The organism is Rhodococcus sp. NPDC057014 (genome assembly GCF_042673295.1).
Lineage (GTDB): Bacteria > Actinomycetota > Actinomycetes > Mycobacteriales > Mycobacteriaceae > Rhodococcus_F.
The window spans coordinates 33,640-56,183 of the sequence record NZ_JBHUSF010000002.1 but is presented as its reverse complement, the minus strand read 5'-3'; the positions used below and the strand labels follow the sequence as shown (position 1 = coordinate 56,183).

Genomic DNA, 22,544 nt, shown 5'->3' with positions numbered 1-22,544 from the left:
ATTGACCACAGGGGTCGGTTTGATTGATCGGCCCGCGCCGGAATTGACGGAGAGGCTGTGATGAGTCAGCAGCAGGGGGAGTCGGGCGACACCGCATCGGAGCGTCGGTTGCCGATCGGGCAGAAGGTGATGCGGCCTCGGCAGCAGGTCGAGGAGCAGATCGCGCAGTGGATCCTGTCCGGCCAGCTAGTCGGGGGCGAGCGCCTTCCGACGGAGTCCGAGCTCACCCGGCAGTTCGGGGTCAGCCGGAACACGGTTCGGGAGGCCCTGCGGAGTTTGGTGACCCGGGGCCTGATCACCAAGGTTCCCGGTGCGGGCGGTGGAAGCTTCGTCCGCAATGTCGACACCCGGTCGTTGGGCCGCTCGGTGTCCGACTCGTTGCAGAACCTGCTGAGCCTGGGGCGGATCGATTTCGAGGAGCTGTCGCTGGTACGGCAGCATCTCGAGGTCCCCGCCGTCCGGGGCGCCGCGGCCAATCGCAGCGACGGTGACCTCGAGAGGCTGGTCGAGATCATGGAGCGTCAGCGGGCGGCCGCTGTCGATGATCCTCAGGTGCCCGAACTCGACGTGCAGTTCCACTCGGCGATCGCCGATGCCTCCGGGAATCGGGTGCTGGCCTCGTTCATCGCTGCGCTGCACCAGCACACCGAACCCGTGCGGTATCTCGACATGTCGCCGGAGGTGGGCCGGATGGGGGTGCGCCAGCACCAGGCGATCGTAGATGCGATCACCGATCGCGATGCCGATGCCGGCGAGAAGGCCATCGTCGACCACTTGAGCTACCTGCGTGAGCACATCATGGCCCACCGCGAGCTGGGGCTGGGGGACGGCGGCCGCTGAAGCCGGCCGCCGCCCTCCCTGTAACGAGCTAGCTAGTCCGGGACTAGTCCATGACTAGTCCCGCGTCACTACCAGGCCCGCCTTCTCCCGGTCCCAGGTGGTGTCGGTGACGCCGGTTGCACGGAGCAGGAACTTCTGCACCTTGCCGGTCGGCGTGCGGGGCAGATCGGCGACGATCTCGATGTATCGCGGAACAGCGTAATGGGGCATGGTGTCCGCACACCATCGGAACACCTCCTCCGGGTGTAGCGTCGCTCCCTCGACAGGAATGACGCAGATCTTCACCTCGTCCTCACTGAGCTCGGAGGAGACCGGGTGTGCGGCGACGTCGTGGACCGCCGGGTGTGCTCGCACGGCCATCTCGACCTCCATGCTGGAGATGTTCTCGCCGTGCCTGCGGATGTAGTCCTTCTTGCGGTCGGCGAACCACAGGTACCCGTCCTCGTCGATGCGGCCGCAGTCGCCGGTGTGGAACCACAGGTTCCGGAATGCGTCGAGCGTGGCCTCGGGACGCTGCCAGTAGCCGTCGAACATGATATTCGGATGCAGGGGCCGCACAACGATTTCCCCGACCTCGCCGGGGGGGAGCTCGCGGTCGTTGTCGTCGAAGATCCGTACGTCGAAGTTGTCGTTGCGGCGGCCCGAGGAACCTGCCGGCGGCGGCGGCCCGTCCCCGTATCGGTAGCTGGTGACAGCGAACGCCTCGGTCATCGAATAGCGTTGCGAGCCGACCATTTCCACGCCGAACCGTTCGCGGAAGATCTGCTGGGTGTCACCCGGCCACGGCTGTCCGGCGATGTAGCGTAACTGCCCGCGGCAGGCGAGCGAGTCCGGGCTGTCGGGGGCTTTGGCGAGCAGTGGGATCATCCCGCCGAGCAGGCTGGTGCTGCGGGCCCGACTGTTGCGAATGTCGCGCCAGAACCCGGACAGGCTGAACCGGGGTGCGATCGTGATCTTCGACTTGGCGCCGACTGTGGCGAGCACGTTGATGATGGCCGCGTTGAGGTGGAACAGCGGCAGGCAGGTGTACGACGGTTCCGCGGAGTGCCGATCGCTCACGCCCAGTTCCTGGCGGGCGATGTGCACGGCGTAGTTGTGGCTGATCATGCAGCCCTTGGAGACACCGGTCGTCCCGCTGGTGTAGATGATCGTGGTGAGATCGCGGGGGGTGTTCGGATCGTCGAGCGGTGCGTCCGAATGGTCGAGGAGTTGCTCGATGGTGACCGGCGTCCCGGGCAGATCCGTGCGCGATCCGGCACCGACTACGACGATGTGATCGAGGTGCTGCAGTCCCGCGCCGAGGGCGTTGAGTCTGGCGGCGTAGTGCGCCTCCACCAGCAACACCCTGGCCCGCGAATCGTCGAGGACGTGCCGGAGGAACTCGCCCTTGAGCGCGGTGTTCACCGGGACGTTGATGGCACCGGTCTTGTTCGCCGCAATCCATCCCGCCACGGCGTAGATGGTGTTGTCGAGCATCGTCGCGACGGTGTCGCCGCGCCCGATGCCGAGCGTGCTCATCCCGCGTGCGAGCCGGTTCGTCAGCCGGTCGAATTCCCCGTAGGTGTAGCTCTCGCCGGCGGTGAAGTCGACGAAGACCTGCTCGCTCGCCTCCTCGGCGGCCTCGGCAAACCACTGGGTGACCGTTGCGGACCCCGCCTGATCCCATGATGCGCTAGCGCTCACTGATGTGTTCCCTTCGGTTCTTCTCTTGCGGCTCGCGGAGGACAGCCGGTCGATCGCCGCGGACTGGGCAGCAGTCCATAGCGTGGTCGACGGGCGGGTCTGGATCGTCTGATCGCGGCCGGGGCGTCGACGGTGATCGTCGGCGCGGTGTGTGTTTGTGACATGGCAGGGTCGGCTGCCTCTCCTAGTGCTGGGCCATTCGGACGTCGAGCCGAGCCAGTGCCCGGTTCGTCAGGAGCTTCTCCCATTGTCGGTCGGGACCGGCGGGTGTGACCGCCGGAAATTCGGAGAGGAAGGACCGGAGGGCGGACGCGATCTCGATTCGGGCCAGCGGCGCGCCGAGACAGTAGTGCATGCCCATGCCGAACCCGAGGTGCTGGTTCGGGTGCCGCCTGATGTCGAGGCGGTCGGGATCGGTGAACTGACGGGGATCGCGGTTGGCCGCGGCCAGCACGAGAAAGACCCGTTCGCCGGGCCGGATCGTCTTGCCGTGCAGTTCGAATTCCTCGGCGGCCCACCGGATGGCGATGCGCGCGTGGCCTTCGAACCGCATGAATTCTTCGACTGCAGCCGGCAACAGGCTGAGGTCCGCCTGCAACTGCTGATGCAGCGCCGGATTGCCCAGGAGCTGGTTGATGGCGTTCGCCGTCGAGCAGGCCGTGGTCCGGTAGCCGGCGAAGATCATCAGGATGCAGGTGGCAACGATCTCCTGGCGGGTGAGCCGGTCTCCGTCCGCCTCGGCGGCCAGCAGGGCCCCGACCACATCGGTCTGATCGCCGTCGTAGTTGTTGAGCACATCGGCGATATGGGCCGCCATGTTGGACACTCCGCGGTGGACCTTGCTGTTGCGTTCGGGATCGTCCACAGCACCCCCCATGAACAGCGACAGATCCGTCGTCCACGCGTCGATCAGGTGACTGTCCACGTCGTCGAGGTGCACCATCCGGGCCATCACCGTCGCCGGAAGCGGGCGCGCGTAGTCGGACACCAGATCGACCGTCTCGCCGCGGCGGAGCTTGGCCACCGCGTTCTCGGTGAGCGTCTTGGTGATCTGCTCCACGCCGTCGGCCTGCTTGGCCACCACGGCCGGTGTGAATGCCGCCTGGATGATCTTGCGCAGTCGTGTGTGGTGCGGCGGGTCGCGGAAGGGGAGGAACGACTCCATCAGCGAGAACGTATCGTGGAACGTCACCTGTTCCTCGGCGCTGAGCCGACGCTGGATGTACGGCCGGATCCGGTCCACCGACAGCCGAGGATCGCGCAGCCCGGCCTTGACGTCGTCGTAGCGGGTGAGGAACCAGGCCCGGTGCCGGGTGTTCCAGTGGACCGGGTCCTGCTCACGCAACGCGTTGAAGTAGGGGAACGGGTCCTGATTGATCTCCGGGTCGAGCACGGAGAAGTTTTCCTTGATAATCATCGAAATTACTGACCTTTCGTTCAGGGACTGGGGGTTGCTCAGGGTGCGAACCGCAGGAGTGCGGGAATATCGGCGCACCCACGCAGGGCGTCGTTGAGATGTGTGCAGGTGGCGGCCCCGCGGAGTTCCTTGCTCACATGCGGGCGAAGATCCGCCAGGGGGGTGCCCTCGATCCGGGCGGCGCTGCGGGCCGCGACCGGGCACTCCAGCCACGGCAGCACCTGTGGTGTCGCCTCGCAGCGGCGGATCACGTGTTCGGTATCGATCTCGAGTGAGATGCGGTATTCGTGGATCACGGTCTCCTCGCCGTCGGCGCGGAGGTAGGAGTCGCGGAACAGCACGTCGGCCGTGCAGGGCGGCCCGGGGTGAACGTCGATGCGGCGGGCTCGCCGCATCGCGTGCGGTGGCAGTGGATCCATCCGGTGCCAGCCGTTCGGATCGTCCGTCGCCAGGGGCGGCGCGAGGGGGCCGGTGACCAGCGGGGGTGCCCCGGACACGGCGATCTCCGTCATGATCGTTCCGCCGCTGACGAAGCCTGCGCAAATGTCGGGCACCAGGTCCGGGCGGGCGGCGGGAACCGGCGAGGGCAGACCGAGGTCGTGCGAATGCAGACGGTGCGCGAGGCCGGATATCAAGGTCACGCCCGGGAAGTCATCGAGCAGCAGGTGCAACCTGTTGTCCGCCGCGATCAGATCCGGCGCGACCTCGTTAAGCCTACGGCGAAAGCCGGAGCTGACGCGCGCACCGACGAGCCGCGCGAGCTCGGACCGGGCCGGCTCGGTGGACACGTCGGTCAACTCCCATCCGTGATGGAAATCGATGACCGCCCGACACGAGCTTTCGGACGAACGTCCGGTGGCTGAGTCGCCGAGCGTGATCAGGTCCCGCGCCCGCCCGAGCACGACCAGCGGCCCGTCGACGCCCTCGGGGCGCAGCAGGTCGAGGGTGGCGGTCCGGCGCAGCGAACCCGGCGTGCGTGGTGGTGTGCCCCGTGTCGGTCGGTGCAGTCCGTGCCGTGGGTGCAGGGCATTCGACATCTGCGCTCCCTTCCTCGTTTTGCTACTGGCGTCGCGCCGCCCGCTAATTGTAGAATATTTATCATCTTGTTCAAGAGGGAACCTCAGGCTGCTTTGATCTGAAGGTGCGAATCCCAAAGCGAAGACACCACTGGACCGTGAGTTGGGGATAGATATGACGAAACTTTCGCCACCCCTGCCGGAACTGAACGTCGACAACACGGCGTTCTGGACCGGAGGGAGTGCGGGTGAGCTGCTGATCAACAGGTGTGACGGCTGCGATCTCTGGATTCATCCACCGGTGCCCACCTGCCGTCGGTGTGGGAACGACGACGTCGTCGCCCGGCCGGTGACCGGTTCCGGCGAGGTGCTGACCTGCACGGTCAACCACCAGGAGTGGCTGCCGGGCATGGTGTTGCCCTACATTCTCGCCATTGTCGAACTGGACGAGCAGAAGGACCTTCGGCTGACCACTCGGCTGGTCGACTGCGACCCGGACGAGGTCGGGATCGGGATGCGCGTGCGCGTGACCTTCGAGCAGCGCGAAGATGTCTGGCTACCGCTCTTCCGGCCGGAGGCGGCCCGATGAAGCCCATCGCCGCCGTCACCGGCGCGGCCATCAGTCAGGTGGGAAGGCGCCTGGGGCGTTCCCCGATCGCGCTCACCGTGGAAGCGGTCCGACGCGCGGTGGACGATGCCGGCCTTCAACTGTCCGATATCGACGGCATCGCAACCTATCCGGGCGCCGGGGGGAAACCCTTTCCCGGGCACAACGGGGCGTCCATCGCCGAGTTGCGGCATGCACTGGGTCTGAAGGTCTCCTGGTTCTGCGGGGCCGGTGAGACGCCCGGGCAGCTGGGTGCGCTCTTCGACGCCGTCGGCGCCATCGCAGCAGGTCTCGCCGATCACGTGCTGGTCTACCGCTCGCTGTGGGAATCCACGGCGCAGACGCCGCAGCGACGCGCGTCCGTCGCCGGCACCGACGGAGGCAGGGCCAGTGGCGTACACCAGTGGACCGCCCCGTTCGGCGCCATGTCCGCGGTGAACCTGAGCGCGATGTTCGCGGCACGCCACTTTCACCAGTACGGCACAACTCGCGAGCAGCTCGCCCAGATCGCGCTCAACGGCCGCGCCAACGCGGCCAACACGGACTATGGCGTCTACCAGTCCCCGTTGACGCTCGACGACTATCTGTCCGCCCGGGTGATCTCCACGCCACTGTGCCTGTACGACTGCGACGCGCCCATCGACGGCGCCACCGCCGTGATCGTCTCCCGCGCCTCGGTGGCACGACAGCTTCGGCGCGACCCGCTCTACATCGAGTCACTCGGCAGCGCGTTCCACGGATCGGGGTACTGGGACCAGTTCGACGACCTCACGAGCATGGCCGCCCGGGATGCGAGCGAGATGCTCTGGCAACGTTCGGATTTCACCCCCAAGGATGTGCAGATCGCGGAACTCTACGACGGATTCAGCATCTTCACCCTCATCTGGTTGGAGGCGCTCGGCTTCTGCGGCAAGGGCGAAGCCGGCCAGTTCGTCGAGGGGGGCAAGCGGATCGCGCTGGACGGGGACCTGCCCGTGAACACCGGTGGCGGGCAGCTATCCGGCGGCAGGCTGCACGGATACGGCCTGCTGTACCAGGCCTGCCGACAACTCTGGGGACAGGCCGGACGAACGCAGGTGGCCGGGGACCCCAAGGTCGCGGTCGTCGGGGTGGGTGGGGGTCCGCTCGGTGGGGCCATGCTCCTGGCGAAGGACTGAGTGCGGCCCTCGCACCATCGACAACAGAAACTCTGTGAGCAGTGAGGACAACATCATGAAATTGCACTACATCGAAGACAACGGGCAAGAACACATCGTCGATGCCGAACTCGGGACGACGGTGATGTCCACCGCGGTCACCAACGGCATTCCCGGCATCGACGCGCAGTGCGGCGGCTCCCTGTCCTGCGCGAGCTGCCACGTCTACGTCGAAGCCCCGTGGCAGGACAATCTCGCGCCTGCGGGCGACGAGGAGTCGGAGATGCTCGAGTCCGCCGCCGCCGAGGTCCGGCCCAACAGCCGGCTGTCCTGCCAGCTGGAGCTGGGCCCGGACCTCGACGGCCTGACCGTTCGCATCCCGGAGACCCAGTGGTGACCGGCGGAGTGCTCGTTGTCGGCGCCTCGCACGCCGGCGTGCAGCTCGCGTCCACGCTCCGGGAGAACGGGTACAGCGGACCGGTCACCGTGGTGGGGGCCGAGCCGCACGCACCGTACCAACGCCCACCGCTGTCGAAAGCGTTCCTCAAGGGGCGGATCAGCGCGGACGCACTCGTCCTGCGCACCCCGGACTACTACCGCGACAAGGACATCACCGTCGCCACGGGCACGAGGATCGTGGACGTCGACCTCGATCGCGGACGAGCACGCGCCGACACCGGCGTCGAGTTCGCATTCGACAAGCTCGCGCTGACCACCGGGGCACGGGTCCGCAGACCACGGGTGCCGGGCGCGGATCTGCCGGGGGTGCACTACCTGCAAAGCCTCACCGACGCCCGGGCGCTGGCCGACCGACTGCCGCAGACGGACCGCGTCGTCATCGTCGGTGGCGGGTTCATCGGATTGGAGGCCGCAGCGACCGCCCGCACCTGGGCCTCCTCCGTGGTCGTGGTGGAGGCCCAGGACCGGCTGGCGGCCCGAGCCGTCGATCCCATCGTGTCCGGCTTCCTACTCGACGCTCACCGGCGGCGTGGCACGGATGTTCGGCTCGGCCGAACGGTAGTCGAGATCGACGGGTCGAACGACGGCGTCACCGGAGTCCTCCTCGACAACGGTGAACGGGTACCGGCCGACCTGGTACTGGTCGGGATCGGTGTGCAGCCGCGCACCGAACTCGCTGAACTCCTCGGGATCGAGATTCGGCAGCAGGCGATCGTGGTCGACCGGCACCATCGGACGAGCGAGGACCGGGTCGTGGCCGCCGGCGACTGCACCCTCGCACCGAACCCACTGCGACCGGATCAGCTCGTCCGGCTCGAGTCCGTGCAGAACGCCGTCGACCAGGCCCGTACCGCGGCCGCCACCCTGATGGACAGGGACGAGCCCTACTGCTCCGTCCCGTGGTTCTGGTCCGATCAGGGCGACGTGAAACTCCAGATGGCAGGTCTGAGCGACGGCCACGACGAGGTCGTCGTGCGTGGGTCCCAGACCGATGAGCGGTTCTCGGTCCTGTACTACCGGGCCGGCCGACTGGTCGCCGGTACATCGGTCAATTGCGCCCCCGACTACATCGCGGTTCGAAAGGCGCTGTCGGACGGTGCCACGATCCGCCCCGACAGCGCCCGCGACACCAGCATCCCTCTGAAGCGACTGATCGAACAGTAAGAGACCGCCGGCCTCGGAACGGCTCACGGCTGCGCATCTTCCATCACCGCCTCAACGACTGATCCCGATTCTACTAAGGACAAGAGACTATGAACGTCGAGCATGAAGGCCCCCTGTACGGGCTGCGGGTGGTCGACTTGACCACCTCGTACGCCGGCCCCACCGCCGCGATGTACCTCGCCGACCTCGGCGCCACGGTCATCAAGGTCGAGCGACCGGGGCACGGCGACGACACCCGCGGCTGGGGGCCGCCGTTCGTCGACGGGACCTCCGCCTGGTTCGCCTCGGCGAACCGCAACAAGAAGTCGCTGGTACTCGACCTGCGCTCCGACGAGGGACGCGAGGTGCTGCTACGGCTGCTCGACACCGCCGACGTGTTCCTCCAGAACATGAACCCCGCCAAGCTGGTACGTATGGGCATCGACGGCGAGACCCTCCGTGCACGCAACCCCCGCCTGATCTACTGCGCCATGTCCGGATTCGGACTGGACGGCCCGGACAGCGACCTGCCCGGTTACGACCTTGTCGCCCAGGCGCGCTCGGGACTGATGTCGGTCACCGGCGAGGCAGGGCGCAGCCCCCAGCGCGTCTCGACCGCCCTGTCCGACGTGGCGACCGGAATGTGCGCCGCGATCGCGATCAACGCCGCAGCGGTCCGTCAGGCCCGCACCGGCGAGGGCGAGATCATCGACGTCTCGCTGCTCGACACCGACCTGGCGCTGATGGCGCCGCGCATCGCCGCCTTCCATGCCGGCGAACCGAAACCGGCGCCCAGCGGTGGAACCGACTCGGTGCTCGCGGTGTACCAGCCCTTCGCGGCCGCCGACCGGAGCATCGTGATCGCGATCGGCAACGACGCGATGTGGCAACGCTTCTGCGCCGCCGTCGAGCTTCCCGAACTCGCAGCGGACCCGGCTCTCGCCGACAACGCCGGCCGCCGCGCGCACAGGGCACAGATCACCGGGCTCATCGCGCAGCGGCTGGCGACCCGGACCGCCGCCCACTGGCTCCGGATTCTCGGCGAGGTCGACGTGCCGGCCTCGCTCGTGCAGACGCTGTCCGAGGTCGTGAAGGACCCGCAGGTCGTCGCCCGCGGGACGCTGATGCCGGTCCCCGACTCCGCGGACGAGCTGGTCACCGTGCACAGCCCGTTCCGGCTCGCCTCGGTCACCCCCCGCAACGAGCGTTTCCCCGACCTCGGCGCTCACACCCGTGAGGTACTGCTCGGAATCGGCTACAGCCACGACGACGTGACCGCCCTACTCGCTACCGGTGCGGTAGCCGAGACGGTACCGGCCACACGTGCGGAGGCAGTCTCGTGAGTGTGCTGGACATTGAGCGCGCGGGCGCGGTGACGACGCTGACGATCAATCGGCCCGAGGCGTTCAACGCGCTGAACACCGACGTGATCGCTGCGCTGGTGAACGCCGTGACCGACGCCGCCACCGACCCGGCCGTGCGGGCCGTCGTATTGACCGGCACCGGCGAGAAGGCCTTCAGTGCCGGCGCGGACCTGAAAGAACTGGCCGGGATGGGCCCGGATCGGGCCCGGGAGGTGATGAGCTCCGGTCAGCGAGCCTTCCGCATCCTCGAGCAGGCGCCGGTGCCGATCATCGCCGCCGTCAACGGACTCGCACTCGGCGGTGGATTCGAACTGGCACTCGCCTCGACGTTTCCGGTGCTGTCGACGAAAGCGTCTCTGGGGCTGCCCGAGTCCGGGCTGGGGCTCATTCCCGGATACGGCGGCACCCAGCGTCTCCCGCGCGCCGTGGGGCAGCGGGTCGCCACGCACCTGATGCTCACCGGCACCCGACTCGACGCGGAGCGGGCCTACACACTCGGACTGACCCCGGTCCCACTGGTTGCACCCGAAGCTTTGATGGCCACCGCGACCGGTATCGCCGAAAAGATCGCAGAACAAGGCCCGCTGGCAGTGCGGTCAATTCTGCATGCGCTCGAGGTCGGGCGGGACGCACCGCTCGACGCCGGGCTCGGGGTGGAGACCGGGCTGGCGGCCCTCGCCGTGGCGGGCGAAGAATCGACGGAGGGTATCGGGGCTTTCCTCGAACGCCGACCGGCGACGTTCACCAACGTTCAGGGGCACCGATGATTTTCGAACCCAACGAGATCGACACCGACCCCAAGGCGTACCTGTCGCTGCACGACCTGCTCGACGAGCCGGCCGCGGACGCTGCTCTCACCGACCGCGAGCGGCAGGTGCGTGCGCAGACCCGTGACCTCGTGGCCCGCGAGGTCGCCCCCCGCGCAGCAGAGTTGGATGCGACACACGAGTTCGCCCACGAGAGCGTGCAGGCGCTCGCGGCGGCCGGGCTGTGCGGTCTGGTCTTCCCCGAACACCTCGGTGGCAGCGGGGACACCAACGTCACCTATGCGGTGGCGATGGAGGAGATCACCGCCGGCTGTGCGGCGACCAGCCTGGTGTTCATGACCCAGATGCACGCCGCGTACCCGATACTCATCGCGGGCAGCGACGAATTACAGCGCCGCTACATTCCCGGTCTGCTCGACGGGTCGCGGTACGGCTCGCTGGGTATCACCGAACCGGACGCGGGTTCGGACGTGTCCAGCCTGACCACCACGGCCACCCCGACCGACACCGGGTGGTCGCTGAGCGGGCAGAAGACGTTCATCACCACCGGCGACCGCGCCGACGTGATCATCTGCTTCGCCACCGTGGACCGTACCCGGGGACGGGACGGCATCACCGCCTTCGTCGTCGAGGGCGGCTGGGACGGTGTCGAACGCGGTCAGCCGTTCCACAAGATGGGGATGCACGGTTCCAGCACGGCCGAACTGTTCTTCGATCGCGCCGCGATCCCGCGGAGCAACCTCCTCGGCGAGGAAGGCCGCGGTTGGTCGGTGGTGATGAGCTCGGTGGTCAAGTCCCGGATCAGTGCCGCCGCGCAGGGTGTCGGACTAGCGCGGGCGGCGTACGCTCGGACCCTCGCCGCCCTGACCTGGCTGCACGGCAGCCGGCTCCCCGACGAGCAGACGTTCGCGCTCGCGGACCTGCGCGATGAAGGAGCTGGCATGACATCACTGAACGGCAAGGTCGCGATCGTGACCGGTGCCGGCCGCGGACTCGGCCGATCCATGGCGAAGGCCCTCGCGGACGCGGGCGCCGCGGTGACCGTGGCGTCCCGCACGTCCGCCGAGCTCGACAGTTTCGTCGACGAGGTCAAGGAGGCCGGCGGACAAGCGCTGGCCTGCCCGACCGACATCACCGACGAGGCCTCGGTGCAGCGGATGGTCGACGCGACGGTGGAAACGTTCGGCCGGGTCGACATCCTGGTCAACAACTCCGGGATCGTCGCGTCCACCCCGCTCGTCGACCAGTCCGCGGACGAGTGGGACGGGGTGATCGCGACGAACCTGCGCGGCACCTACCTCGCCACCCGCGCGGTCGGCAGGCACCTTATCGCGCAGGGGTCGGGCAAGGTCGTCAACATCGCGTCGAACTTCGCCCTGCAGGGTGTCGCCGATCACGCCGCGTACTCGGCGTCCAAGGCGGGTGTCATCGCGTTCACCCGTTCGATGTCGATCGAGTGGGCCCGCAACGATATTCAGGTCAACGCCATCGCGCCCGGCTATTTCGCGACCCCGCTGAACGCGGAACTACGCGACGACTCGGACGCCATGGCGAAGGTCGTTCGGGCCATCCCCGCCCGCAGGATGGGCGAACCCGACGAGCTCAAGCCGTGGCTGCTGCTCCTCGCCGGCAGCGACTCGAACTTCATGACCGGCGAGGTCATCGTCATCGACGGCGGCCAGAGCGTCCGCTGACAACGCTTCAGGAGATCCAGTGAGCAACGACAGCAAGACCGTCGCCGTCCTCGGTGCCGGCACGATGGGATCGGGAATCGCGACCGTGATGGCGCGCGCCGGGCACCGGACGATCCTCTTCGACATCAATGAGACCAATCTGAAGCGCGGAATCGACACCGTGCACGGATTTTTCGACAAGAGCGTCAAGCTGGGCAAGCTCGATGCGAGCGCCGGCCAGGCCGCCAAGGATGCCCTCTCGGGTGCCACCGACCTCGCCGACCTGGCGCCGTGCGACGTGATCGTCGAGGCCGTGTTCGAGGACCTGAAACTGAAGAAGGACATCTTCGGCAGGCTCGACGACATCGTGTCGCAGTCGACCCTCTTCCACACCAACACCTCGACACTGTCGGTGACCGGCATCGCCTCCGGCTCCCGTCTGCCGGAACGTGTGGTGGGTACGCACTACTGCAACCCGGCGCCGCTGATGAAGCTCGTCGAGGTCGCCGACGGCAGGCACACCGCGGACTGGGCACACAAGGCGACGATCGAGTTCCTCGGTTCGCTGGGCAAGACCAGCGTGGTCACCAAAGACCGCCCCGGGTTCATCGTCAACCGCTTCCTGATTCCCTGGGAGAACTCGTGCATCCGTGCGCTGGAAGCCGGCGTGGGAACGAAGGAGTCGATTGACGCCGCCGTGCTGGGATCGCTCGGGCACCCGATGGGCCCCTTCCGGCTCCTCGACATCGTGGGCATGGATATCCATCAGCAGGTCGCCACGCGCCTCTACGAGCAGTTGCGCGACCCGAAGTTCTTCCCCCCGCCGATGGTCGAGCGGATGGTCGCCGCGGGCGATCTGGGACGCAAGACCGGCCGCGGATTCTACGAGTACGACGACACCCGACTCTTCGGGTCCTGAGGAGCAACCATGAGTGAGTCCACCACCGACTTCCGCACGATCGGCCTCCTCGGCTTCGGCACCATGGGCGCCGGTGTCGCGCAGGTGTTCGCAGCATCGGGCCGAGACGTCATCGTCCTCGAAACCGACCAGGCACGGATCGACGCCGGCCTGGCCGCCGTCGGCGCCTTCCTCGCCGGGGGCATCGTCCGCGGCAAGGTCACCGACGAGGAGAAGGTCGCCATCCTGGCCCGGATCACCGGCACGACCGCAGCCACCGACCTGTCCACGGTCGACGTCGTGCTCGAGTCCGTCACCGAAAACGCCGAGGTGAAGAAGGCACTGCTGGCCGAGGTCGCCGGTGTGGTCGGAGAGCAGACCCCGATCCTCACCAACACCTCCGCGCTGTCAGTCACCGATCTCGCCGCGGCACTGCCGAATCCCGGCCGTGTGGCCGGGCTGCACTTCTTCAACCCCGCCCCCGTGCAGGCGACGGTCGAGGTCGTCCGCGCCCTGCAGACCGACGACGTGCTCGTCGACCGGCTCGTTGCGCTCGTCGACACCCTCGAGGGCAAGGTTCCGGTCGTGGTCGCGGACCGCCCCGGCTTCCTCGTCAACGCGCTGCTACTGCCCTACCTCAACGACGTCATCCAGGAGTTCGACGACGGCCTGGCCACCGCCGAGGACATCGACGTGGCACTCGAATTGGGCCTGGGCTACAAGACCGGTCCGCTGAAGATGCTCGACTCCATCGGCCTCGACGTACATCTGCACGCCACCCAGGCGGCGTACGACGCGACTGTGGACTCGCGGTACGCGCCGCCGCCGCTGCTTCGTCAGATGGTGGCGGCCGGACGACTCGGCACCAAGAACGGACACGGCTTCCGCACCGCTGCGGCAACTCAGGAGAGCAACTGACATGACCTACAACGACATCCTCACCACCATCGACGGCCCGGTTCTGACCATCACGCTCAACCGGCCGGACGCGGGTAACAAGTTCCGTCACCAGACCTGCCTCGAACTGTTCGACGCGCTGCAGAAATTCCGCCTCGACCCGCAGCTGCGCGCGGCGGTACTGACCGGCGCCGGGGAGAAATTCTTCTGCATCGGCGGGGAGCACGACCCGGTCACCTCCCTCGACCAGTCCCAGGTGCTGCCGATCATCGACGTCTACCAGGCGATCGACACCATCCCGAAGCCGATCATCGCCGCTGTCAACGGTTTCGCGGTCGGCGGCGGCAACGTCCTGCACACCGTCTGTGACCTGACCATCGCCGCCGACAACGCCGTGTTCCGACAGGTCGGCCCCATGGTGGGCAGCTTCGACGCCGGATACGGCAGCTGGTACCTCGAGGACACCATCGGCCGCAAACGCGCCAAGGAAATGTGGTACCTCAACAAGAAGTACACCGCGGAGCAGGCCCGCGAGATGGGCCTGGTCAACGAGGTCGTGCCTGCCGGCGAGCTCCAGGCTCGCGCGGTCGAGGTCGCACGCGAGATCACCACCCGCAGCCCGCTCGCCATCGGCGGCATGAAGGGTGCCTTCTCGGCCCGGCACAACGGTGTCTCCGGTCAGGCCCGAATGGCCCACGACCAGCAGCTCACCTTGTACCTGCAGACCCGGGAGGCCCACGAGGTCAGCGCCGCGTTCGGTGAGCGGCGTCAGCCCAAGCCCGAAAGCTTCTGGTCATGAGCTGGTCCAAAGGCTGGTGGGGTCCCGCACTCGGTGGAGACGAGCAGGATGTGCGGGCCATGCTCGACTCCTTCGTCGCCGCACACGAACTCGTCCTCGAGGACGACCCCGCAACGGTGGCGGGTTTGGTCGCAGAACTCGCCGAGCTCGGGATCTGGACCGTGGGCACGGCAGAATCCGCCGGCGGCGGCGGTGCTGGACGGGAGCTGTCGGTGGTCGCGCTCGAGCGGCTCGGCCGCGCCTGGCCGGCGTTGGGATGGGCGTCGGTGCAGGCACATACGGCAGTCGACGTCCTCGCGGGCGATGACCGCTTCACCGATCTCGTCGCCCGAGTCCATGCCGGTTCGGCCGCGGTCGCGGTCGTCGACGCCGGCTCGCCCCACGTACGCCTGGCATGGAGTGGCGACACGCTGACCGGCTCCATCGACCGCGCGGACGCCGCCGCCGAGGATCCCCATGTCCTGGTGCTGGTCGACGACGACGCTGCGGTGTTGGTGGCGCCCACGGCCCTGACCGCCACGCCGCTGCGCCGGACCGGACTGGGTGGCGCCTTCACTCGGTCGCTGGAGGTCCAGGCCACCGGTGGTGATGTCCACGAGCTGAAGTCAGTCGATGTCCCCTCGGCCCGGGCGCGGCTGCGCATCGGGGCCGCCGCGGTCGCGGCCGGTATCGCCGGGGCGGCCGCCGATGACGCTGCGGACTATGCGTCCGGCCGGCGTCAGTTCGGCGCCGCGCTCACGGCGATCCCCACTGTGCGACAGTCACTTCTCGGGCAGGCCACCCGCTCCGTGACCAGCTTGGGTGCGGTACTGGCCGCCGCCGACGACGCCGTGCAGACCCTTGCCGTCGTCCGCGAGGCGTGCGACGGCGCGATCGATGTCGCGGCCGCAGCCCTCCAGTCACATGGAGGCTACGGCTACCTCGACGAGTACGGCGCCGAGCGGCGCCTGCGCGACGCGGTCTCGTTGCGTGCCGCGGTAGACACCCAGAGCGCCGCCGTCGCCGCCGGGCGCACGCTCGTGGGCCTCGCGCCCGTCCCCACGGCTCTCCGGAAGGACGCGTCATGACCACACCCACACACGCACCACTGGCCGATGTCCTGGACGGCCAGTACACGCCCATCGACGACGAGACCGCCGCCGCGTGGCGGGCCGCCGGGTGGTGGGAGGGGCGGTCGATCCGGTCTCTGCTCACCGAGGCCGCCCAGACACACCCGGACCGAGTCGCGCTGGTCGGCTACCGGAGCGGTGGCGAACGGGTCAGCCGCACGTACCGGGAGTTCGACCGCAACGCCCACCACGCCGCCAGCATCTTCGCCTCACTCGGCGTCGGTGTCGGTGATGCCGTCGTGCTGATGCTACCGAACTGGGTGGAATACCCCGAAATGGTGTTCGGGATCAACGAGATCGGCGCCATCTACGCCGGTATCCCGGTCGCCTACGGGGAGAAGCAGGCGGCGGCGATCCTGCGGCGCAGCAAGGCCAAGGTGCTGGTGATTCCGCGCCGCTGGCGCAGCAACGACAACCTCGAGCTCACCCGAACCCTTCGGGCGGAGATCCCCACGCTCGAGCACGTCATCGTCCTCGACGAGGACCGATCGGCCCTGCTCGAGGGTGAGTCGTTGTGGTCCAGCCACGCCGCCGTCCCGACACGGGAGTTCCCGGAGCCGGACCCGAGCCGGGTCTGCTACCTCGGCTTCACCTCGGGCACCACCGGCGAGCCGAAGGGTGCCATGCACAGCCACGACACGCTGATCTACGCGGTCCGGAGGCAGGCCGAGCACGTCGGACCGAAGGTGTACGGCGATCCGATGGTCCAGCTCGTCGCCTCTCCGGTCGGCCACCACACCGGGTTCGTCTGGGGCATCGTGTTCACAGTCCTTCGGGTCGGCACCGCGGTGCACGTGGATCGGTGGGAACCCACCTGGGGCGCCCAGGTCATCCGGGACGAGGGGATCACCACGTTCTTCGGCGCCCCGACCTTCCTCCAGGACATGCTGCGTACGGACCTGGTCGGGGACCCGGACTGCCCGCTCGAGTGCCTGGTGATCGCAGGATCATCCGTGCCGCGCAATCTGCCGGCCCAGGCTCAGGACGCGCTCGGTGCCTACATCTGTCCCGCCTGGGGCATGACCGAATGCAGCATCATGATCTCCTGCACTCCGGACGAGCCCGAGTCGATCCAGCACACCGACGGCTCGGTCTTCGACGGCTCGCACGTCCGGGTCGTCGACGACGACGGCAACGACCTGCCGACCGGCGAGGTCGGCGACCTGCTGATACGCAGCCCCGGCGCGATCTACGGTTACTACGACCGGCCCGACGCCACCGCGAACTCCTTCCTGCCGGGCCTGTGGTTCAAGACCGGGGACCGCGCAAGTGTCGACGCACACGGCTGGGTCTCGCTGCGCGGACGCACCAAGGACATCATCATCCGTGGTGGTGAAAACATTCCCGTTACCGACGTCGAGTCGGTCATCTTCGATCATCCCGACGTGGTCAACGCCGCCGTCGTCGGCCTTCTCGACGACAGGCTGGGAGAGCGGGTATGCGCCGTCCTGGTCGTCAAGCCCGACCGCCCGGAGCTGACCGTGGACACCCTCGCGGAGTACCTGCTCTCGCAGGGGTTGTCCAAGCACTACCTACCGGAGCGGGTCGTGAATCTTCCCGAACTGCCGATGACACCGAGCGGCAAGATTCAGAAGTTCAAACTGCGGGAGATGATCGCGTGAGCAACCAGCCCCTGCCCCTCGCGGGTGTCAAGGTTCTCGACCTCTCCACACTTTTGCCGGGGCCACTGGCCACCCTGATGCTCGCCGACGCCGGCGCCGACGTGGTCAAGCTCGAACGGCCCGGCCGCGGCGACGAGATGCGCACGTACGAACCGAAGTTCGGTGAGGCCAGCGCCAACTACGCCGTCCTCAACCGCGGAAAACGCGCCTACGCGGTCGACTTCAAGGACCCCGACCAGCGCGACCGCGTCCTCGAGCTCGCCGCCGGGGCCGACGTGGTGATGGAGCAGTTCCGGCCCGGCGTGGCCGACCGGCTCGGCCTCGGATACGAGGCGATGAAGGCGGTCAACCCGCACGTGGTGTACTGCTCGATCACCGGGTACGGTCCCACCGGCCCCCACGCGGCGCGTGCCGGCCATGACCTCAACTACCTCGCGGAGTCCGGCCTGCTCGGCGTCGTCACCGATTCGACCGGCTCACCCCCGTTGCCGGTGACGGTACTTGCGGACATCGCCGCCGGCACATATCCGGCGGTGGTCAACATCCTGCTCGCACTGCGTCAGGCCGAGCGCACCGGCGAAGGCAGTCACCTCCAGGTGTCGATGGCGCACAACCTGCAGATGCTCGGCTACGGCTACTTCGCCACCCATCAGGCCGGCGGGGCCTGGCCGAGGCCGGGCGCCGAGCAGCTCACCGGTGGCAGCCCGCGATACCACATTTATCCGACCTCGGATGGTCGGCACATCGCCTGTGCCGCACTGGAACAAAAGTTCTGGGATCGACTGGTGGACCTGGTGGACCTGGACGAGAAGTTTCACGACGATGCCGGGCAGGAGCAGGCGGCTATTGCCGCTCTGGAGTCCGTCTTCGCGGCGCGTCCCGCATCGCACTGGCGAGATCTGTTGGATGGCGAAGACGTCTGCACCGTGGTCGTCGCCACCTGGGAGGAAGCGGTGGACGCCGGTCTGGTGGAGGTCGCCGGTCCGGATCAGGTGTCCCAGCCCGGCCATCCCGACCAGTCGTTCTCGACCTTCACCAGTCCGGTCGACCCCGCGCTGCGCAGGGTCGGCGGCACGGTCCCCTACCCCACTCTCGCTGCTCTGCCCGACGGCTCGCCCTGGGCCTGAGACACCTGCACTCGAAAGGAACACACACATGCGCGCTGCACTCGTCAAGGAGTTCGGCCCACCGTCCACGCTGGTGGTCGAGGAGGTCGCCGACCTGGTTCCCGGACCCGGTGAGGTGGTGATCGAGGTCGGCGCCGTCAGCATCAACTTCCCGGACATTCTCGTGGTGGAGGGCACGTATCAGAACTTGCCGCCGCGACCATTCAGCCCGGGCAAGGAAGCAGCAGGCCGGGTGATCGCAGTCGGCGAGGGCGTCGACCGCATCGCTGTCGGTCAGCGGGTCCTGACCCTGGTCGAGTACGGCGGATACGCCGAGCAATTGGTGGTGCCCGAGGAACTCGTAATGGAGCTACCGGACAGCGTCGGCTACGAACAGGCGGCGGCCGCCGGACTGGTCTACTCCACCGCACACTTTGGTCTGCTTCGTCGGGGCCAGCTCAGGCCGGGCGAGACCGTGCTCGTCACCGGAGCGGGTGGCGGTGTCGGGTCGGCCGGTGTGCAGCTCGCGAAAGCATATGGTGCTCGGGTCATCGCCCTCGCCCAGGATGACGCCAAGGGCGAACTCGCCCGTCGCCAGGGCGCCGACGTCATCCTCACCTCCAGCCCGGACACGTTGCGTGACGACCTGTTCGCCGCCACCGACGGCAAGGGCGTCGACGTGGTACTGGAAATGCTCGGCGGCGACTACCTCACCCAGATCATCCGCGCCACCGCGTGGGAGGGCCGGATCGTCATCGTCGGCTTCGCCTCCGGCGGGCAGAATCCGATCAAGCCCGGCCACATCCTGGTCAAGAGCATCAGCGTGGTCGGTCTGCAGAGCAGCGACTACCGCGATCGCGACCCCGCCCTGATGCGCGCGAGCATGGCCGAGATCATCGACCTGTTCGCCCGAGGCAAGCTCGACGCGGCCGTCGACACCACCTTCCCGCTCGACAAGATCGGCGACGCATTGCAGTACCTCAAGGACGGCAAGGTCAAGGGTAAGGTCGTCGTCACCACCGGGCTCGGCTGATGCGTCCGTGGTTCGACGACCCGACCGTCGGGCGTTCATGGCGCAGCCCGTCGCGCACGGTCACCGAAGCCGACGTCGGTGACTTCGCCGGCCTCACCGGCGACCACTTTCCGCTGCACACCAGCGAGGAATACGCGAAAGGCACACAGTTCGGTACCCGGATAGCCCACGGACTGCTCGGACTCACCTTTGCTCAGAGACTGATATGGGCCCGCACCGGGGAACTCGATGATTCGATGATCGCATTCCTCGGTGTTCGGGATCGGCAGTTCCTGGCACCGATCCACTTTCGTGACACCATCCGCGTCGACTACGAGGTGATCGATCAACGCGCCTCGGCGTCGAAACCGGACAGCGGCATCGTCGATTTCCAGGTGCAAGTGTCGAACCAGCACGATGACGTCATTCAGCAGGGTGTGAACTCCCTACTTGTTGCGAAGGAGACAAAGTGAGCTCGGCGTATCTGTATGCCGCTGCCCGTACGCCATTCGGCCGCTTCGGTGGAGCATTGGCCAGCGCTCGGCCGGATGACCTTGCTGCGGTCGCGCTGTCGGCCGTGCTGGGTAACGCGTCCACGCTCGATCCGGCGGAGATCAGCGACGTGGTGTGGGGGAACGCGAACGGTGCGGGGGAGGAGAACCGCAACGTCGGCCGGATGGCCGTGCTGCTGGCGGGGCTGCCGACAAGTGTGCCGGGCGACAACGGTGAACCGCCTGTGTGGATCGTCGCTGGATGCGGCGATGATCGGCTCCCGGACGATCGAGTCCGGCGACGCGGCCGTGGTCGTGGCCGGGGGAGTGGAGTCGATGACCCGGGCGCCATGGGTGCTGCCGAAGCCCTCGCGTGCGTTCCCGGCAGGGGATGCAGCGGCGGTGTCGACCACGTTGGGGTGGCGGCTGGTGAATCCGAAGATGCCCGCCGAATGGACGACGTCGCTGGGCGAGTGCAACGAAATACTGGCGGACCGATTCGCGATCTCGCGCGAGCGGCAGGACGAGTTCGCGGTCCGCTCGCACCGAAACGCCGACGCCGCGTGGAACGCGGGCCGATACGACGATTGGGTGGTTTCGGTGCCCGGTGTCGATCTCGCCCGGGACGAGGGGATCCGACCCGAGTCAACGGTCGAGAAACTGGCCGCGTTGAAGCCGTCGTTCCGAGAGATGGGGACGATCACCGCAGGCAACGCCAGCCCACTCAACGATGGTGCGGCCGCGGTGATCCTCGGTGACGAGGGGGCGGCGGACCGGATCGGGGTCACACCATTGGCGCGGATCGCGGATCGCGGGTCGGGGTGCGTTCGCGCTGGATCCGCAGGACTTCGGGTTCGCACCGGTCGAAGCCGCCAACACCGCGCTGTCGCGGGGGTGTGGGCTGGGCGGATGTGGAAGCGGTCGAACTCAACGAGGCGTTCGCGGTTCAGTCTCTGGCCTGTGTCGATGCGTGGAAGATCAATCCGGACATTGTCAACACCTGGGGTGGAGCGATCGCGATCGGACACCCGCTGGGCCCGTCCGGTGCCCGGATCCTCGGCACCCTCGCCCACCGACTGGTCGCAGATAGGCAGCGGTGGGGAATAGCCGCCATCTGCATCGGCGTCGGCCAAGCGTTGGCCGTCGTCCTCGAAAACGTCTCATCCTGATCGGAGAATCATGAATCTGCCCAACAAAATTGGTGTCTACGGCGGAGGCCGGATGGGTGCGGGAATCGCGCACGCATTCCTGCTCACCGGGGGCGAGGTGACGGTGATCGAGGCCGACGCTGCGGCCGCCGCGGCAGCGGGTCAGCGAGTCGGTGAAAGCCTCGCGAAGGCAGCCGAGCGCGGCAAACTCGCCGAGCCGCTCGAACAGGTCGCCAAGCGGCTCACGGCTACCACCGATCCGGCGGCGTTGTCCGCATGCGGTCTTGTGGTGGAGGCGGTTCCGGAGATCGTCGAGCTCAAGATGCAGGTCCTGGCCCGCATCGAAGAGTCCGCCCCGGAAGCAGTGTTGGCCACCAACACCAGCTCGTTGTCGGTCGACCAGCTGGCGTCCAAACTGGTCCGGCCTGAACGGTTCCTGGGATTGCACTTCTTCAACCCCGTACCCGCCAGTGAACTGGTCGAGATCGTCATCGGCGCGAAAACGGCGTCAGGACTGGTGTCGGAGGCGCAGAAGTGGGTCGAGGCGCTGGGGAAGACCGCAATCACGGTCACCGACTCGCCCGGTTTCGCGTCGTCGCGGCTGGGGGTCGCGATCGCGCTCGAGGCGATGCGGATGCTCGAGGACGGGGTCGCCTCCGCTGAGGACATCGACACCGCGATGACCTTGGGATACAAGCACCCGATGGGCCCGTTGCGGACCACGGACGTCGTCGGTCTCGACGTGCGACTGGCGATCGCCGAACACCTCGCCCGCGAAGTGGGTGAACGGTTCGAACCGCCGACGATCCTGCGGGAGAAGATCGCCGCCGGTCACCTCGGCCGCAAAACCGGGCAGGGTTTCTACACCTGGTGACTGCCAGTGCGAGGCGACCATCGGTGCGTCGTGCACTTACCGCACTTCCGCAACGGTTCTCGGGGCAGTTCGATCTACGGTGCGGTGAAGGCTGAGGCGTGCCGAAGCGACACGCACATGTGCGAATGCTCGGGTGTGATCGGATCTTCCACCAGCGGGGGGCCTCCAAAGTTGGGCGCCCCGAGCTGTCGCAACTTCGGGAAGTATTGCCGCAATGGCCCATTGGTATTCCACATAGTTCCGCACTGCCAGGGTGTATGCGGATCGCAGATGTAGATGTCGGGGCTGGTAGCCGTGATCTGGATGTGTTTTGCCATGCCCTGGGCCCAGGTTGGTGAGCGTCGTAGGGCTCGCGGCAACCCGGTCCATGTCGCTGTCGCCGTCTTTTGACCGACCACCGCTATCGGCATGCATCGGATTCGGATGCGAGGGTGGCGGGGTTGAGTGGTCTCCGAGCGCAGTCGGACGCAGCAGACGATGGGG

The 22,544-nt window shown here is 67.5% G+C and carries 21 protein-coding genes and 3 pseudogenes; 20 read left to right on the top strand and 4 right to left on the bottom strand.

Translation table 11 applies throughout. The annotated features are described in order from the left end of the window. Window positions 1-60: 60 nt before the first annotated feature. Window positions 61-840: a FadR/GntR family transcriptional regulator gene (locus ACFTZB_RS00760; RefSeq protein WP_378429637.1), complete on the top strand. Its 780-nt coding sequence runs from the start codon at window positions 61-63 to the stop codon at window positions 838-840. A gap of 54 nt (window positions 841-894) precedes the next feature. Here ACFTZB_RS00760 and ACFTZB_RS00755 read toward each other — a convergent pair whose 3' ends face one another. The 3 genes from ACFTZB_RS00755 to ACFTZB_RS00745 all read right to left on the bottom strand — a co-directional run bounded on the left by ACFTZB_RS00755 (window position 895) and on the right by ACFTZB_RS00745 (window position 4,977). Further along, window positions 895-2,523 carry an AMP-binding protein gene (locus ACFTZB_RS00755; protein WP_378429636.1) on the bottom strand — a complete coding sequence of 543 codons (1,629 nt, stop codon included), beginning with the start codon at window positions 2,521-2,523 and terminating at the stop codon, window positions 895-897. A gap of 184 nt (window positions 2,524-2,707) precedes the next feature. Next, window positions 2,708-3,940, bottom strand: coding sequence for a cytochrome P450 (locus ACFTZB_RS00750; RefSeq protein WP_378429635.1), 1,233 nt, complete (start codon window positions 3,938-3,940; stop codon window positions 2,708-2,710). A gap of 38 nt (window positions 3,941-3,978) precedes the next feature. Continuing rightward, the gene (locus tag ACFTZB_RS00745; RefSeq protein WP_378429634.1) at window positions 3,979-4,977 is read right to left on the bottom strand and encodes a DUF2889 domain-containing protein; all 999 of its coding nucleotides are present in this window, start codon (window positions 4,975-4,977) and stop codon (window positions 3,979-3,981) included. 154 nt (window positions 4,978-5,131) lie between these two features. On the opposite strand from ACFTZB_RS00745, the gene ACFTZB_RS00740 reads away from it, so the two are divergent. The 19 genes and pseudogenes from ACFTZB_RS00740 to ACFTZB_RS00650 all read left to right on the top strand — a co-directional run bounded on the left by ACFTZB_RS00740 (window position 5,132) and on the right by ACFTZB_RS00650 (window position 22,061). Beyond that, a complete protein-coding gene (locus ACFTZB_RS00740) occupies window positions 5,132-5,545 on the top strand; it encodes a Zn-ribbon domain-containing OB-fold protein (protein WP_378429633.1) in 414 nt (137 codons plus the stop codon). After that, complete coding sequence (locus tag ACFTZB_RS00735; protein ID WP_378429632.1) at window positions 5,542-6,720, top strand: thiolase family protein; 1,179 nt, start codon at window positions 5,542-5,544, stop codon at window positions 6,718-6,720. Before ACFTZB_RS00740 ends, ACFTZB_RS00735 begins: the two co-directional genes overlap by 4 nt. A gap of 55 nt (window positions 6,721-6,775) precedes the next feature. Continuing rightward, window positions 6,776-7,096, top strand: a complete 321-nt coding sequence (locus tag ACFTZB_RS00730; protein WP_378429631.1) for a 2Fe-2S iron-sulfur cluster-binding protein — start codon at window positions 6,776-6,778, stop codon at window positions 7,094-7,096. Then, window positions 7,093-8,322, top strand: coding sequence for an NAD(P)/FAD-dependent oxidoreductase (locus ACFTZB_RS00725; RefSeq protein WP_378429630.1), 1,230 nt, complete (start codon window positions 7,093-7,095; stop codon window positions 8,320-8,322). Before ACFTZB_RS00730 ends, ACFTZB_RS00725 begins: the two co-directional genes overlap by 4 nt. Before the next feature lie 89 nt (window positions 8,323-8,411). Further along, window positions 8,412-9,644, top strand: coding sequence for a CaiB/BaiF CoA transferase family protein (locus ACFTZB_RS00720; RefSeq protein WP_378429629.1), 1,233 nt, complete (start codon window positions 8,412-8,414; stop codon window positions 9,642-9,644). Continuing rightward, the gene (locus ACFTZB_RS00715; RefSeq protein ID WP_378429628.1) at window positions 9,641-10,432 is read left to right on the top strand and encodes an enoyl-CoA hydratase/isomerase family protein; all 792 of its coding nucleotides are present in this window, start codon (window positions 9,641-9,643) and stop codon (window positions 10,430-10,432) included. Before ACFTZB_RS00720 ends, ACFTZB_RS00715 begins: the two co-directional genes overlap by 4 nt. Continuing rightward, a complete protein-coding gene (locus tag ACFTZB_RS00710) occupies window positions 10,429-12,126 on the top strand; it encodes a glucose 1-dehydrogenase (protein WP_378429627.1) in 1,698 nt (565 codons plus the stop codon). The genes ACFTZB_RS00715 and ACFTZB_RS00710 overlap by 4 nt, the downstream gene beginning before the upstream one ends. 19 nt (window positions 12,127-12,145) lie before the next feature. Continuing rightward, the gene (locus ACFTZB_RS00705) at window positions 12,146-13,024 is read left to right on the top strand and encodes a 3-hydroxyacyl-CoA dehydrogenase family protein (protein ID WP_378429626.1); all 879 of its coding nucleotides are present in this window, start codon (window positions 12,146-12,148) and stop codon (window positions 13,022-13,024) included. Between the two features lie 9 nt (window positions 13,025-13,033). Continuing rightward, window positions 13,034-13,921 (top strand): 3-hydroxyacyl-CoA dehydrogenase family protein, encoded by an 888-nt coding sequence (locus tag ACFTZB_RS00700; protein ID WP_378429625.1) that lies wholly within the window; start codon window positions 13,034-13,036, stop codon window positions 13,919-13,921. 1 nt (window position 13,922) lies between these two features. Further along, window positions 13,923-14,699: an enoyl-CoA hydratase-related protein gene (locus tag ACFTZB_RS00695; protein ID WP_378429624.1), complete on the top strand. Its 777-nt coding sequence runs from the start codon at window positions 13,923-13,925 to the stop codon at window positions 14,697-14,699. Then, window positions 14,696-15,766: an acyl-CoA dehydrogenase family protein gene (locus ACFTZB_RS00690; RefSeq protein WP_378429623.1), complete on the top strand. Its 1,071-nt coding sequence runs from the start codon at window positions 14,696-14,698 to the stop codon at window positions 15,764-15,766. Before ACFTZB_RS00695 ends, ACFTZB_RS00690 begins: the two co-directional genes overlap by 4 nt. Next, window positions 15,763-17,430: an AMP-binding protein gene (locus ACFTZB_RS00685; protein ID WP_378429622.1), complete on the top strand. Its 1,668-nt coding sequence runs from the start codon at window positions 15,763-15,765 to the stop codon at window positions 17,428-17,430. The genes ACFTZB_RS00690 and ACFTZB_RS00685 overlap by 4 nt, the downstream gene beginning before the upstream one ends. Further along, entirely contained in the window at window positions 17,427-18,557 is a 1,131-nt protein-coding gene (locus tag ACFTZB_RS00680; RefSeq protein WP_378429621.1) for a CaiB/BaiF CoA transferase family protein, read from the top strand. Before ACFTZB_RS00685 ends, ACFTZB_RS00680 begins: the two co-directional genes overlap by 4 nt. A 28-nt stretch (window positions 18,558-18,585) precedes the next feature. After that, on the top strand, window positions 18,586-19,569 hold the full coding sequence (locus ACFTZB_RS00675; protein WP_378429620.1) for an NADPH:quinone oxidoreductase family protein: 984 nt from the start codon (window positions 18,586-18,588) through the stop codon (window positions 19,567-19,569). Continuing rightward, entirely contained in the window at window positions 19,569-20,021 is a 453-nt protein-coding gene (locus ACFTZB_RS00670) for a MaoC/PaaZ C-terminal domain-containing protein (RefSeq protein ID WP_378429619.1), read from the top strand. Before ACFTZB_RS00675 ends, ACFTZB_RS00670 begins: the two co-directional genes overlap by 1 nt. Then, a pseudogene (locus ACFTZB_RS00665) lies at window positions 20,018-20,251 on the top strand (3-oxoadipyl-CoA thiolase); the annotation flags it as partial. The gene ACFTZB_RS00670 and the pseudogene ACFTZB_RS00665, both read left to right, overlap by 4 nt. Before the next feature lie 58 nt (window positions 20,252-20,309). Beyond that, window positions 20,310-20,738, top strand: a pseudogene (locus tag ACFTZB_RS00660) (3-oxoadipyl-CoA thiolase); the annotation flags it as partial. Window positions 20,739-20,860: 122 nt separating this feature from the next. Further along, a complete protein-coding gene (locus ACFTZB_RS00655) occupies window positions 20,861-21,208 on the top strand; it encodes a hypothetical protein (protein ID WP_378429618.1) in 348 nt (115 codons plus the stop codon). Between the two features lie 10 nt (window positions 21,209-21,218). After that, window positions 21,219-22,061, top strand: coding sequence for a 3-hydroxyacyl-CoA dehydrogenase family protein (locus ACFTZB_RS00650; RefSeq protein ID WP_378429617.1), 843 nt, complete (start codon window positions 21,219-21,221; stop codon window positions 22,059-22,061). A 194-nt stretch (window positions 22,062-22,255) separates the two neighbouring features. On the opposite strand, the pseudogene ACFTZB_RS00645 reads toward ACFTZB_RS00650, so the two are convergent. Further along, window positions 22,256-22,420, bottom strand: a pseudogene (locus ACFTZB_RS00645) (IS30 family transposase); the annotation flags it as partial. Window positions 22,421-22,544 lie beyond the last annotated feature (124 nt).

Bases quoted from the DNA above. Each gene is read 5' to 3' on its own strand.
- ACFTZB_RS00720 (WP_378429629.1), top strand. From the start codon at position 8,412: ATGAACGTCGAGCATGAAGGCCCCCTGTACGGGCTGCGGGTGGTCGAC.
- ACFTZB_RS00740 (WP_378429633.1), top strand. From the start codon at position 5,132: ATGACGAAACTTTCGCCACCCCTGCCGGAACTGAACGTCGACAACACG.
- ACFTZB_RS00735 (WP_378429632.1), top strand. From the start codon at position 5,542: ATGAAGCCCATCGCCGCCGTCACCGGCGCGGCCATCAGTCAGGTGGGA.
- ACFTZB_RS00700 (WP_378429625.1), top strand. From the start codon at position 13,034: ATGAGTGAGTCCACCACCGACTTCCGCACGATCGGCCTCCTCGGCTTC.
- ACFTZB_RS00695 (WP_378429624.1), top strand. From the start codon at position 13,923: ATGACCTACAACGACATCCTCACCACCATCGACGGCCCGGTTCTGACC.
- ACFTZB_RS00685 (WP_378429622.1), top strand. From the start codon at position 15,763: ATGACCACACCCACACACGCACCACTGGCCGATGTCCTGGACGGCCAG.
- ACFTZB_RS00690 (WP_378429623.1), top strand. From the start codon at position 14,696: ATGAGCTGGTCCAAAGGCTGGTGGGGTCCCGCACTCGGTGGAGACGAG.
- ACFTZB_RS00745 (WP_378429634.1), bottom strand. From the start codon at position 4,977: ATGTCGAATGCCCTGCACCCACGGCACGGACTGCACCGACCGACACGG.
- ACFTZB_RS00730 (WP_378429631.1), top strand. From the start codon at position 6,776: ATGAAATTGCACTACATCGAAGACAACGGGCAAGAACACATCGTCGAT.
- ACFTZB_RS00750 (WP_378429635.1), bottom strand. From the start codon at position 3,940: ATGATTATCAAGGAAAACTTCTCCGTGCTCGACCCGGAGATCAATCAG.
- ACFTZB_RS00670 (WP_378429619.1), top strand. From the start codon at position 19,569: ATGCGTCCGTGGTTCGACGACCCGACCGTCGGGCGTTCATGGCGCAGC.
- ACFTZB_RS00710 (WP_378429627.1), top strand. From the start codon at position 10,429: ATGATTTTCGAACCCAACGAGATCGACACCGACCCCAAGGCGTACCTG.
- ACFTZB_RS00650 (WP_378429617.1), top strand. From the start codon at position 21,219: ATGAATCTGCCCAACAAAATTGGTGTCTACGGCGGAGGCCGGATGGGT.
- ACFTZB_RS00675 (WP_378429620.1), top strand. From the start codon at position 18,586: ATGCGCGCTGCACTCGTCAAGGAGTTCGGCCCACCGTCCACGCTGGTG.
- ACFTZB_RS00760 (WP_378429637.1), top strand. From the start codon at position 61: ATGAGTCAGCAGCAGGGGGAGTCGGGCGACACCGCATCGGAGCGTCGG.